8 protein-coding genes are annotated in these 12,027 nt (G+C 71.6%); 2 read left to right on the forward strand and 6 right to left on the reverse strand.

Features of this window, described 5'->3' with window-relative positions; genetic code table 11:
- Positions 1 to 164 precede the first annotated feature (164 nt).
- The 3 genes from HCR68_RS10875 to HCR68_RS10885 all read right to left on the reverse strand — a co-directional run bounded on the left by HCR68_RS10875 (position 165) and on the right by HCR68_RS10885 (position 4,275).
- Positions 165 to 767, reverse strand: coding sequence for an NYN domain-containing protein (locus tag HCR68_RS10875; protein WP_167149385.1), 603 nt, complete (start codon positions 765 to 767; stop codon positions 165 to 167).
- Positions 768 to 1,009: 242 nt separating this feature from the next.
- Positions 1,010 to 1,858 (reverse strand): PspA/IM30 family protein, encoded by an 849-nt coding sequence (locus tag HCR68_RS10880; RefSeq protein ID WP_167149387.1) that lies wholly within the window; start codon positions 1,856 to 1,858, stop codon positions 1,010 to 1,012.
- A gap of 224 nt (positions 1,859 to 2,082) precedes the next feature.
- A complete protein-coding gene (locus HCR68_RS10885; protein ID WP_167149389.1) occupies positions 2,083 to 4,275 on the reverse strand; it encodes a TPM domain-containing protein in 2,193 nt (730 codons plus the stop codon).
- A gap of 112 nt (positions 4,276 to 4,387) precedes the next feature.
- Here HCR68_RS10885 and HCR68_RS10890 point away from each other — a divergent pair, with 112 nt between their 5' ends.
- Entirely contained in the window at positions 4,388 to 5,296 is a 909-nt protein-coding gene (locus HCR68_RS10890; RefSeq protein WP_167149391.1) for a type 1 glutamine amidotransferase, read from the forward strand.
- Between the two features lie 184 nt (positions 5,297 to 5,480).
- Here HCR68_RS10890 and HCR68_RS10895 read toward each other — a convergent pair whose 3' ends face one another.
- On the reverse strand, positions 5,481 to 7,163 hold the full coding sequence (locus HCR68_RS10895) for a DNA repair helicase XPB (protein WP_167149393.1): 1,683 nt from the start codon (positions 7,161 to 7,163) through the stop codon (positions 5,481 to 5,483).
- Between the two features lie 309 nt (positions 7,164 to 7,472).
- On the opposite strand from HCR68_RS10895, the gene HCR68_RS10900 reads away from it, so the two are divergent.
- Entirely contained in the window at positions 7,473 to 9,980 is a 2,508-nt protein-coding gene (locus HCR68_RS10900) for a helicase-associated domain-containing protein (protein WP_167149395.1), read from the forward strand.
- A gap of 469 nt (positions 9,981 to 10,449) precedes the next feature.
- Here HCR68_RS10900 and HCR68_RS10905 read toward each other — a convergent pair whose 3' ends face one another.
- Both HCR68_RS10905 and HCR68_RS10910 read right to left on the reverse strand, forming a co-directional pair.
- Positions 10,450 to 11,118: a zinc transporter gene (locus HCR68_RS10905; RefSeq protein ID WP_243859069.1), complete on the reverse strand. Its 669-nt coding sequence runs from the start codon at positions 11,116 to 11,118 to the stop codon at positions 10,450 to 10,452.
- A 146-nt stretch (positions 11,119 to 11,264) separates the two neighbouring features.
- Entirely contained in the window at positions 11,265 to 12,011 is a 747-nt protein-coding gene (locus HCR68_RS10910; protein ID WP_167149413.1) for a DUF6318 family protein, read from the reverse strand.
- Positions 12,012 to 12,027 lie beyond the last annotated feature (16 nt).

Below are 12,027 nucleotides of genomic sequence, written 5' to 3' on the forward strand. Positions count from 1 at the left end.
GTGTGACCCAGAGCGCGTGACACGGCTCGGAAGCCTTGGGATTCCCACAAAAACGCGGGTGCTGTGTGGTTGCTGCTGAACAGAAGCGACTGCCGCAGCTCTTCGGCGAGTCGGATTGTGACATGAGGCGGGGCGACGACGTCGGTCCTCGCCCCGCCGACGGATCAGAGGAAGGCCAGCGGGTCGAAGTCCTCCAGCGGGATGATGCACACGCGCGGCAGCGGGATGGTGAAGGCCTTGACGTCACTCTCCAGGTCGTAGACCGTCAGCCCCTCGCCCTCCATCCCGGCCAGCTGGGCGTTGAGGAACTCGCGGAAGCACAGGATCCCCACCTTGGCGCCGGCATGCAGGAGCCGCTCGATGTGAGGGATGTAGTCGCCGTCGTGGCTGCCCAGCAGGATGTGGGCCTCCTGACCGGACTCGACCCGCTCGGCCAGCGCCTCCAGGGTGCGCTGGATACCGATGTCGACGACCTTCTCCTCATTGCTTCCCGAACCGGCCAGCGGAACGGGGCGGTAGTCCATGGCCAGCAGGGCCTGGATGAAGCTCATGGGCATGTGGCCGCTGGTGGCGTTGAGGAAGAACAGGGCACGGGCCTCGTCCCCCTCACCCTCGGCGGCGTCGGCGGAGGACAGCTCATCGCAGTATGCGAGGACGCGGTCCCAGCGGGGCCGCTCCTCAGGTTCGGGACGCCGCCCCAGCACGCTCATGCCGAGAGTGGCGTCAATGTTCTCGCCATCGACGAGAAGATAAGTCGGTACGCTCATGGGCTCCATGCTACCGGTCCCGGTGTCCAACAGCCTCCGACGACGCCCGGAGAAGCCCTACCGATATCAACCTTATCCGGGGCTGCCGGTGAGCGATCGGCACGTGATCCCGGTCCTCCGATCCGGGCCGGTCTCAGCAGGCTCGGCGGACACGAGGGGCCGCTCGGTTCTCGTCATCGCGGCGAGAACCGAGCGGCCCCCAGGGCTGATGCGTGCCGCGCCGACCTCGCGGCGCGGCCGGCTCAGTAGGAGGACTTCTCCTCGCCGACCGGCTGACCCTGGTTCTTGAGGGCCTCGAAGGCGGCGTTGATCGCGGCCTCGTCGCCGTCGGTGATCTGGGCGGGCGCCTGCTGCGGGGAGGCCTGCAGCGCCGGGTTCTGCCCGGACTTGAGGGCGGCCAGGCGGGCCTCGGCCTCCAGCCCGGCACCGGAGGCCTCGAGCTCGGCGAACTGGGACTCCAGGGAGGAGCCCGCCAGCTCCATCTGCCCGGCGGCCTGGGCCTCGACCCGACGCACCTGGTCCTCGTAGCGGGACAGCTCGCTGGTGGGGTCCAGGACGTTGATGGAGCGGATGGCGCCCTGCACCTTGACCTGGGCCTCGGCGGTCTTCTGGCGGGCGATGAGCTGGTCGCGCTTGGAGCGCAGCTCACCGAGCTTGACCTCCATCTGCTGCAGGCCGGTCTTGAGCTGCTCGACGACCTGGCGCTGGGAGGCGATCATCGGCTCGGCGGCCTTGGCCTCGTTCTCCGCCGTGATCTGCTTGGTCAGCGCGATCTTGGCCAGCGAGTCCCACTTGTCCGCGCCGGCCGTGTCACCGCCGGCGCGCAGCTGGTCGGCCTTGCGGGAGGCGGCCAGGGCCTTGTTGCCCCAGTCCTTGGCCTCGGCGACGTCGGCGTCGTGGTCCTTCTCCGCCAGGCGCAGGTTACCGATCGTCTGGGCGACGGCGTCGCGGGCCTCGGCGATCGAGGCCGTGTAGTCCCGCACGAGCTGGTTCAGCATCTTCTCCGGGTCCTCGGCGCGGTCCAGGAGGGCATTGATGTTGGCGCGGGTGAGCTGGGCGATGCGTCCCAGGATCGACTGCTTCTCAGCCATGGTGGTTCGTCCTTCCGTCGAGGTGCGACGTCGGTATGGGCACAGTGGGTGCCGACAGTGGTAGCCGGGTGGTTGCCGGGCGATGGCCGGGTGGGCCAGGCGGAACAGGCGTCATGCTCTCAGGTTCTGGCGGCCGGCGTCACGCGGGAGGGAGCCTCATCGCTCAGGGCATGACTGGTTCACGGCCGCAGAATGGTCACGGCCGGTCGGTGCCATGGCGCCGCTCAGAAGTCGCCGCCCCCGTCGAAGAAGTCGCCGCCGAAGTCGCCTCCCCCGCCGAAGAAGCCTCCCCCGCCGCCCCAGTCGTCGTCGTGGTGGCCGCCCCAGCCGCCGTAGTTGTGGCCGCCGCCCAGCAGCAGGCCGCCCAGCAGCAGCGAGCCCAGGTCGAGCCCGCCGCCCGAACGGCCGTAGCCGCCCGAGTAGCTCTCGCCCGAGCGCGGGCTCCACGAGCTCGACGACGACCCGCGCACGTCGGCCTCGGCCAGCGCCTGGGCCTGGGCCACGAGCGGCTCGGCGGCCGCGACCTCCGCCAGGGCCGCCACCGGGTCGGTGGTCTGCACGGTCGTGGCCGCGGTGGCGTGGCGGGCCGCCTCACTCAGCGCGGTGCGTGCCGAGGGGCCCACCGCGCCGCGGTAGGTGGTGATGTAGGAGGTCACCGACTCCACCTGCGAGTTGAGGCGGGCCAGGCGCGAGCCCAGGGAGGCCCGGGCACGCGAGTCGTTCTCCTCGCGCTCGCGGGCCGGGGCCAGGGCGGCGTCGATGGCGGCCTCGGCCCGGGCCAGGTGGTCCAGGGCGGCCAGGGGGTCGCCGCTGGGCGAGCTGCCGCTGGCCTGACGGCCCTCGGCGACGGCGGCCTCGGCGTCGGCCACGAGCGGGGCCAGGGTGGCCGCCGGGACCGAGCCCTCCAGACGCTTGGCGTCCACCAGGTCCGAGGAGATCGAGGCGATGGCGGCCTCCAGGTCCTTCGCCGCGCTCTGGAGGCGCTCGCGGGCCCCGGTGACCTGGGCGGCGAGCTCGCCGGCCTGCGCGATCGAGCCCTGGGCGATGCGCACCTGCTCCACCGCCGTCGCCTCCTGGGAGGCCTCGACGCTGACGCGGGCCTGGTCCAGGGCGGTGCGCCCGGCGGTCAGCAGGCGGCGGGCCTGCTCGGGGGCCTGGGACACGCTGGTCAGGGAGGAGGCGGGGTAGGCGGCGCTGAGCGTCACCAGGATCGTCTCGGCCATGACGATGGCCTGCTCGGTCTCATCGGCCCGCTGGGTGGTCTCCGCGATCGACGTCGGCAGGTTCGCCTCGATGCCGCGGCGCTTGTTGAAGGCCTCCTCCTGGGCGCGGATCTCGCTGACAGCCTCCGAGCAGTGCTGGAGGATCTCGGTGTACATCTGCCGCTGCTGCGGCTCGGTCTCGGGGATGTCGTCGTCGAGGATCTTGCGCAGCTCGAAGCACCGCGACAGGTGCTTGCGGGCGCTGTCCAGGGCGGCGGTGAAGGCGTCCGTGGCCGACAGCCCGAACTGCGCCTGCGCGTAGGACAGCTCCTCGGCGGCGGCGCGCACCGTGTCATCGGCCTGGACCAGGGCGCTGCCGGCCTGGGTGCGCAGCTGCTCCACCGTCATCGCGGCGGGGCCTGCGGCCGGGTCCCCGGGGGCGCCGCCCGCGGCGGCCTGCTTCCTGCGCTTGCCGAACAGCATGTCGTCGTTCTCCTTGTTCTTCCTGCGCTTGTAGACCGTCCAGGCGGCGGCTCCGCCCGCCGCGACCGCGCCGCCGCCCAGCAGGAGCGGGAGTGCGGAGGAGCTCGAGCCGTTCGAGCCGCCGGAGCCGCCCGAGCCGGAGGACCCGGACATGTTCTCCGGGATCGCCGCGACGGCGTCGTCGTAGTTGCCGGCGCTCAGCTGCTCCTTGACGGCGGAGTCTATCCGCCGGTAGTCGGACTCGGAGAACTTCGAGGAGTTGCTGTGAGCCTGCAGCCTGTAGCTCTTCGATGAGCCGTCCGAGGGGATGTTGATGACCAGGAGCATGTCGTCACGCCCCAGGTTGGAGGCCTTGAAGGCCTGCTCGGCGATGGCCGAGGCCTTGCGGCTGGAGTCGGAGACGGTCAGCACCCACAGGCCCACGCCGTGCTTGGAGGACATGGTGTCCACGGCCTGCTGGGCCTTGGAGGCGTCCAGGATCCCCAGGTCGTCGGTGACGTGCTTGGTCAGGGTGGTCGACGCCGCCGGGAGGGCCCGGGGCGCGGTCGCCGTCTCGGCTGCGAGAGCCGAGACGGAGGAGACGGGGGACAGGGGCGCGCCACCCGCTGCCGCCGTCGGCGCCACCGCGGCGCTCGCGGGGGCTCCCCACAGCCCCAGGACTGCCGCCGTCGCGGCGCCGGAGGCGGCCAGGCGACGTAAGGGAGGGGGGCCGGGGATCCGTGGGTGCTTCATCCGGGCCATGGTCCCCGCAGGGCGCGGGTGTGAGCAAGTCGTTTCGCCTCAGGCGGCACGCGCAGGCCTGTCACCGGTTGCGAGGAACCGAACCACCGGCAGAATGTCACCCATGACAGACACGCTCACGATCACCGTCATCGAGCCCGAGGAGCTCGCACCCGTGGGACGCCTGGGGGAGTGGCTCTTCGCCGAGGGGGCCGCGCTGCGCATGGTGCGCCCCTGGCAGGGCGACCCCGTCCCCTCCCTGGATGAGGTCGGTGACGGCCTCGTCGTGCTGGGCGGCTCCATGAGCGCCCACGATGAGGCCGACCACCCCTGGCTGGCCGACTTGCGTGAGCTGCTGCGCGGCGTCGTCGCCGACGACGTCCCCACCATCGCCATCTGCCTGGGTGCCCAGGTGGCCGCCGAGGCCCTGGGCGGCACCACGGCCGTGCCGGCGCTGGGCAATGACGAGGTCGGCGTCGTCGAGCTGACCATCACGGCCGCCGGCGAGAGCGACCCGGTCTTCGGGGAGGTGGCCGCCGAGACCATCCGCGCCGCCCACCGCGCCGGGATCTCCACCTCCGACGGCACCCGCTTCCCCGTCATCGTCTCCCACCACGACGCCGTCACCCACCTGCCCGAGGCCGCCGTCCTGCTGGCCTCCTCCGACCGTTCCCCGGTCCACACCTGGCGGGCCGGGCGGCTCCTGGCCTTCCAGCACCACCCCGAGTCGGACCCGGCGCGCGTCGCCTACTGGCGCACCCGCGACGCCCTGAACGACCTGGCCGACGCCATGGACGCCGCCTCCCTCGCGGCCGCGCGCGATGCCCTGGAGGTGGCCGCCGGCCGCAGCGCCGCACCCGGAGCGGCCGGAACCCGCGGGGCGACGGCGGCGGACCTGCCCGAGTCGGCCGCCAGTGCCGGGGCTACCGCCCGCGAGGAGGCCGAGGGCGTCGACCCCGTCATCCAGACCTTCGGGCGCACCCTGGCCCGCGTCCTCGTACGCAACGTGCGCGCCCGCCGCCTGGCGCGCTGAGGGTGTCTGCTCCACGACACTGAGTTCTCACTGGAGGACCGTTAGCCACACTGCACGACCCTCTTACTGTCGTGGAGTATGGCTATCCCCCGGCCAGTAGTGCCTAACCGTCGTGCAGTACGCGCGGCGCAGCAGTCATGACGACGACGCTTACCAGTGTTGCTGTCGTCCGCCGCCGTCGGGCTCAGAGGTCCTCGGCGTCGGTGATGGCGTAGGCATAGCCCTGCTCGGCCAGGAAGCGCTGGCGGTGCGCCGCGTACTCCTGGTCGGCGGTGTCGCGGGCCACCACCGTGTAGAAGTGGGCCTGGCGGCCGTCCTCCTTGGGGCGCACGATCCGGCCGAGCCTCTGGGCCTCCTCCTGGCGCGAGCCGAAGGAGCCCGAGACCTGGACGGCGACACTGGCCCCGGGCAGGTCGATGGAGAAGTTGGCGACCTTGGAGACCACGAGCGTGCGGATCTCACCGGAGCGGAAGGCGTCGTAGAGGCGCTGGCGCTCGCGCACCGTCGTCGAGCCGGTGATGACCGGGGCGTCCAGGTGCTCGGCGATCTCGGTGAGCTGGTCCACGTACTGGCCGATGACCAGGGCCGACTCGCCCTCGTGGCGGGCCAGGAGGGCGTCGATGATCGGCAGCTTGCGCGGTGAGGAGGCGGCCAGGCGGTAGCGCTCCTCGGGCTCGGCGGTCGCGTAGGCCATGCGCTCGCCGGCGTCGAGGGTCAGGCGCACCTCGGTGCAGATCGCCGGGGCGATCCAGCCCTGGTTCTCCAGGTCCTTCCACGGGGCGTCGTAGCGCTTGGGGCCGATGAGGCTGAAGACCTCGTCCTCGCGGCCGTCCTCGCGCACGAGGGTCGCGGTCAGGCCCAGGCGGCGGCGCGCCTGCAGGTCCGCGGTCATCCGGAAGATCGGGGCGGGCAGGAGGTGGACCTCGTCGTAGACGATGAGCCCCCAGTCGTGGGAGTCCAGCAGGTCCAGGTGCGGGTAGACGCCCTTCCGCTTGGTGGTCAGGACCTGGTAGGTGGCGATCGTGACGGGGCGGACCTCCTTGCGCGAGCCGGAGTACTCGCCGATCTCCTCCTCGGTCAGGGTGGTGAAGCGGATGAGCTCCTCCTTCCACTGGCGCGCCGAGACCGCGTTGGTGACCAGGATGAGGGTCGTCGTCGAGCTCCTGGCCATGGCGGCGGCGCCCACGAGGGTCTTGCCGGCCCCGCAGGGCAGGACGACGACGCCGCTTCCACCCGCCCAGAAGCTCTCCACCGCCTCGCCCTGGTAGGGGCGCAGCTGGAAGGTGTCGGGGGAGTCGGTCAGGGTGATGGGGTGGGCCTCGCCGTCGACGTAGCCGGCCAGGTCCTCGGCCGGCCAGCCCAGCTTGATGAGCACCTGCTTGAGGTGGCCCCGCTCGGAGGGGTGCACGACGACGTCGGCCTCCCCCAGACGGGTCCCCAGCAGGCCTTTGGTGCGCTTGGAGCGCATGACCTCCTCCAGGACCGGCACGTCGGTGGCGTGCAGGACCAGGCCGTGGGCGGGGTCGGTGACGAGTTGGAGGCGGCCGTAGCGGCCCATCGTCTCGGCGATCTCGGTGAGCAGGGCGTGCGGCACCGGGAAGCGCGAGTAGGTGATGAGGACGTGGATGACCGTCTCCGCGTCCAGGCCCGCGGCGCGCGCGTTCCACAGGGCCAGCGGTGTGATGCGGTAGGTGTGGATGTGCTCGGGGGCCCGCTCCAGCTCGGCGAAGGCGGCGATGGCGCGGCGGGCCTCGCCGGCCAGGGGATGGGCGACCTCCAGGAGGACGGACTTGTCGGACTGGACGATGAGGGGGCCGTCGGGGGCCGACGACGCCGGTGACGCAGGACCGCTGGGCGTGGCGGACATGGGCGGGAGTATCCCAAGGAGGGGCGCCGGGCCGCCGTGACGGACAAGACGTTCCTCTTCCAGCGGGAGGGGCGGCCGGGGCCCGGTGTCAGGAGTGCACGAACGTCGGATTCAGCCGGATCGTGTCCAAATCTGCAGCAAAGGCCTGGCGCGGACTCTCGCCCGCGAAAGAGAACCGCGTGATTCCGCGGTTCGTGTCTGCAGCATGACGGGCACTCGGGTCCCTTTGCTGCAGATCTGGACATCGGCGCCTCTCCACGCGTCTCCCGGACCTGTCCGTGAGCGAGGCGGGGGCGTATTTTTGTGCGGATGAGCCCTTTCGCCTCCACTCAGGACCTCGCCGTGCACCTGACGGCGCTGCCGGACCGCGAGGTCGCCGCCTTGCTGGCGGCGCGCCCGGACCTGGCCGCGCCGCCGTCCTCCTCCTTCCTGGCACTGGCCACCCGGGCCGGGGCGCAGGGCAGCGTCGAGCAGGCCCTGGCCGGGCTGGACGCCCCGACGCTGGCCGTGGCCGAGGCGGTCGTGGCGCTGGGCGGTCCCGCGGGGACGGAGGAGCCCAGGCAGTCCAAGGGAGCCGAAGGGATAGAAGAGAGTGGCGCTGCCCCGGCCGCCGAGGGGGAGGGAGCCGGCGGAGATGATGAGCCTGCCGACGTCGAGACCGCCGACGACCTCGCCGGACTGGTCGCCGCCCACCTGCCGTTGGAGTCCGAGCAGGTCGCCCAGGCACTGGAATGCCTGAGCCGGCTGGCGCTCGTCGTCGAGGGCCGACCCGTGGCGGCGTTGGAGACGGCCTTCGGGCCGCACCCCTTCGGCCTGGGGCCCTGGGCCGCCGAGCCCCTGAGCGCCGAGGCGCTGCCGCCCACCCTGGCGGCGCTGGAGGAGCTGAGCCGGGCCGCCGACGAGCCGCCTGCTCCGGCCGCCTCGGTCGAGATGCTGCAGGCCCTCACCTGGGGGCCGCCCGCCGGCACACTGCGCGCCGGCGGCAGGGTCCCGGGGGCGGCGCCGCTCATCGAGCGCCGCTGGCTGGAGCGCAGCAGCGACTCCCGGGGCCGCACCCGCTTCATCCTGCCGCGCCAGGTGGCCCTCGCCCTGCGCGGCGGCCTGTTGACGCGCGAGGACCTGGCGGCCCCCGAGGCGAGCGACCTGGAGGCGGTGGGCGGCGACGTCGTCGCCTCCGAGTCCTCCTTCCACGCCGAGGAGACCGTCCGGCTCGTGGCCGCACTCCTGGAGGAGTGGGGCCGCGAGGGCGGGACGATCCGCCGCAGCGGAGGAGTGAGCGTACGTGCCCTGGCCCGCACCGCCGAGGCTCTCGACCTGGAGACCGGTGAGGCCGCACGCATCATCGAGATCGCCGCGGGCGCTGGGCTCCTGGGGCTCGACGACGACGGCGCCACCTGGGTGCCCTCCACCCTGGCCGCCGGCTGGCTCGCCGACAGTCTCCCCCAGCGCTGGGCACCACTCGCCCTGGCCTGGGCTGCCAGCGCCCGCACCTCGTGGCTGACCGGCACCCGCGACGATGACGGTGTCCTGCGCGCCGCCCTCGGCCCGGACCTGGAGGCCGGCTGGGCCGCGAGACTGCGCGTCCGCGTGCTCGCGCTCCTGGGCGGTCTGCCCCAGGGGGCCAGCGCGACACCGGCCTTCGTACGGGCGGCCCTGACCTGGGAGAGCCCCAGGCGCACCATCCCCGGCGGGGCGATCTCAGCGGTCCTGGCCGAGGCCGAGACCCTCGGGATCACCGGCGCCGGTGCGCTCACCGAGGCCGGCCGGATCCTCGCCCGGCGCGCGACGGCGAGCCTCGACGAGCCGGATGCCGCCAGTGACGACGTCATGGGGAGCGAGGGCGGCGCCAGTGGTGCCGGTAGTGCGCTTGGCGGCGCTGCCGGGGAGGCGCCGTCGGACGACGAGGTCTTGGGGATGCTGGAGGCCGCGCTCGCCGCGGACCTGCCGGCCGCCGTCGACATGATCCTCGTCCAGTCCGATCTCACCGCCATCGTGCCGGGTCGGCCCGCCCCCGAGCTGGGCGCACTGCTGGAGCGCACGAGCGTCGTGGAGTCGCGCGGCGGGGCGCTCACCGTGAGGTTCACTCCCGAGTCGGTGCGCGGCGCGCTCGACGTCGGCTACAGCGCCGAGGAGATCACCCAGGCCATCGGGCGCCACAGTCCCGCGCCCCTGCCGGACTCTCTGACCGTGCTCATCCAGGACGCGGCCCGCCACCACGGGGCCGTGCGCGTGCGGACCGTGTCCGCGCTGCTGCGGATCGGCGACGAGGCCACCGCCGCCGGGCTCCTGGCCGAGCCGCGCCTGAGGAACCTCGGCCTGGATGAGGTGGCGCCCGGGATCCTCGTGGCCACGGCGAGCGCTGGTCAGGTGCTGCGCGAGCTGCGCGCCACCGGGCTGGCGCCGGTGACCGAGGATGCCGGCGGGCACCTGGTGGTCGGGCCGGCCACCGCGCAGCAGGCGCGCGGGGCCCCCGAGCCGTCACGCCCCGGCAGCGAGCACTCGGTGCGACGACGCCGGCCGAGCCGGCGCGAGCTGGCGACCCTGGTGGGGCGGCTCCGCGTGGGACAGGAGGCGATGCAGGCCGCCGGCGAGGCGGCGGTGGCCACCGACCCGGTCCACGCCCTGGCGATGCTGCGTCAGGCGCAGTCCTCGCGCTCGCGGGTCCGCCTGAGCCTGGCGGGCCCCGACGGCGCCGTGCAGGAGCGGCAGGTGCGGGTCATGGCCGTCGAGCCCGGGCGGGTGCGGCTGCGCGACGTCGTGCGCGAGACCGAGCTGACCGTGGCCGTCCACCGCATCGTCTCGGTCGAGGCGGGTTGACGGGCGGCCCGCGTAGCTCCTCCCGCGGCAGGCTCGCACCGAGCGCCGTCGCCTTTGGGTGCTGTCTGCGGCCTCGCTCCAGTCGCCGGGTGTGGGGAGGTTGTTTCGGCTGCGTGACGCCCGCTCACATCCAGCCACCTGAGCTCACACGATTCCAGCAACAATCACGCACCCGAAACACTCGCCCCAGGGGCCGCCGCCGGCAAGCTCAGACAACGGGCCCGTCCCCGTCGCCGGCCCCCGTCAGTGCCCCGCCGGCCGGAACCGCGCCCAGGGGTGGCCGACGGCGATGCCTCGGAGGTGCTCTCGCCCTCGGCGGCGACTGAGGCATGTCGGCCCTCCGACACGAGTTGAGCCAGGCCAACCAAGGCAAGCCCCGTTGTCCGGGAGGGCGCCGGTGACCATGCGGTCTTCTGCGCGCAGAGCAAGGACCGCCCGACAGGCGCGCCCTCATTGAATGGAGCGGGTGCTAGTGGCCTTGGGCTTCTTCGGCGTCGTCGGTGAGGTAGGTGACGATGCGGACGAGGTCGTAGAGGGTGGAGGTTTCGGTGGTGGTGATGGTGCCGTCGATGGTGCGCCAGGTGGTTTCGCCTTGGGGGCGGTATCGGGTGGTCCAGGTGGTGGTCAGGGTGGTGGCGGTGTGCTGGTAGTGGTGGGTGACGGTTTGGTGGGGGTAGGGGTGGCCGGGGTCGGTGGTGGTTGTGGTGGTGCCGTCTCCCCAGTTCCAGGTGTAGGAGGTGGGGGTGAATTCGACGTCGATGGGGGTGTTCAGGATGGTGGTGGTTTGGTAGCGGGGGCTGGGGTTGGTGTAGACGATGAAGGCTTTGGAGATGATGACTTTGGGTCCGGGTGGTTGGCGGGTGATGCCTGAGCCTTGGGCGATGAGGGTGGCGGCTTGGCGGGTGGTGATGGTGATGGTGCGGGGTCCGCCGCCGGTGGTGGGTTCCTGGGGCTGGGAGGGGGAGCGCATCATGTTGTGCACGCAGTTGATGTCCGGGATCTGGCCCCCGTCGCTGACGCAGTCGTCGTGGGGCTGCTCGTCCCACATCGAGGGATCCGACGCCGTCACGGTCGGGTTCTCCTGAGTCGGCGCCCCACCGGGGTCCGACGAGCCTTCCTGAGGAACCTGCTCAGTCACTTCACCGTAAGCATTTACTCCCTTGTCGGTGTTTCCGGCGGATACGTTAGATTCGACGACCGTAGAATTTTCACCTCCACCTTTTGGGTATGGTGCAGGTAGAATTAATGGTGCGATGATCGCGATGGTGGCGATAGGCTTCATGATCATTTTTCAACCACCTCAACTGCTCCAACAGACCAGCGTCCGTTGACGTACCTAATTCCGAAATTAAGAACTCTCCCGTCGTCTGTGTCGGAAGTTTTCGAGGGGGTGCCGTCTCCGGGATGAGAGGTCATTTGTCCGTAGTTGATAGTGATTTTGATTCGATTGTAATTATATCCGTCTAGCTTTTCGTAGTACGTTGCATCAACAATGCTTTGTTCCCACTTATCTATCCATCCTCCTGTTGTGTGAAGCTTGGTTGTTCGATCAATTGCAGATTGACAGAACTGGCACTGGTTTTCGCTCATGGCGGCGAGCTCGGTGGTGTCGCCGGTCATGAAGGCGTAGCGGTAGAGGTCGAGGAAGTAGTAGACGCTAGCTACCGCGCCTTCTGAGGTCTCCTCGTTCATCTGAGGGGGTTTGGCGGGTGCGGGTTCGGCCAGGGCGGTGTCGCGCTGGGTCTTGAGCTCGGGGGTCAGGGCGGCCTCGCGGGAGGCGGTGGCAGACGCCTTGGCGTCGGCGAGGCCCTTCTCGGCGCGGGCGATGGCCGCCGAGGCGCTGGCACTGGCGCTCGCACTGGCCTCAGCCTTCGCGTCCTTCAGGGAGCAGGCAGCCGTGCTCAGCGCCAGCGCGCACACGGCCGCCAGGGCGGCTGCCGCACGGTGACGCCTGCGACGCACCCTGCGGCTGTGGGTGGTCGCCGACTGCCGTGGGCGCGCGGGCGCAGGGGGTCGTAGGGACGTACTCATCACGGAAGCCTCCTCG

It is taken from the genome of Actinomyces sp. ZJ308 (assembly GCF_011752065.1).
Lineage (GTDB): Bacteria > Actinomycetota > Actinomycetes > Actinomycetales > Actinomycetaceae > Actinomyces.

Excerpts from the sequence above, each read along its gene's own strand:
- HCR68_RS10895 (WP_167149393.1), bottom strand. The coding sequence starts at position 7,163 with ATGTCCGCCACGCCCAGCGGTCCTGCGTCACCGGCGTCGTCGGCCCCC.
- HCR68_RS10875 (WP_167149385.1), bottom strand. The coding sequence starts at position 767 with ATGAGCGTACCGACTTATCTTCTCGTCGATGGCGAGAACATTGACGCC.
- HCR68_RS10910 (WP_167149413.1), bottom strand. The coding sequence starts at position 12,011 with ATGAGTACGTCCCTACGACCCCCTGCGCCCGCGCGCCCACGGCAGTCG.
- HCR68_RS10890 (WP_167149391.1), top strand. The coding sequence starts at position 4,388 with ATGACAGACACGCTCACGATCACCGTCATCGAGCCCGAGGAGCTCGCA.
- HCR68_RS10900 (WP_167149395.1), top strand. The coding sequence starts at position 7,473 with ATGAGCCCTTTCGCCTCCACTCAGGACCTCGCCGTGCACCTGACGGCG.
- HCR68_RS10885 (WP_167149389.1), bottom strand. The coding sequence starts at position 4,275 with ATGAAGCACCCACGGATCCCCGGCCCCCCTCCCTTACGTCGCCTGGCC.
- HCR68_RS10880 (WP_167149387.1), bottom strand. The coding sequence starts at position 1,858 with ATGGCTGAGAAGCAGTCGATCCTGGGACGCATCGCCCAGCTCACCCGC.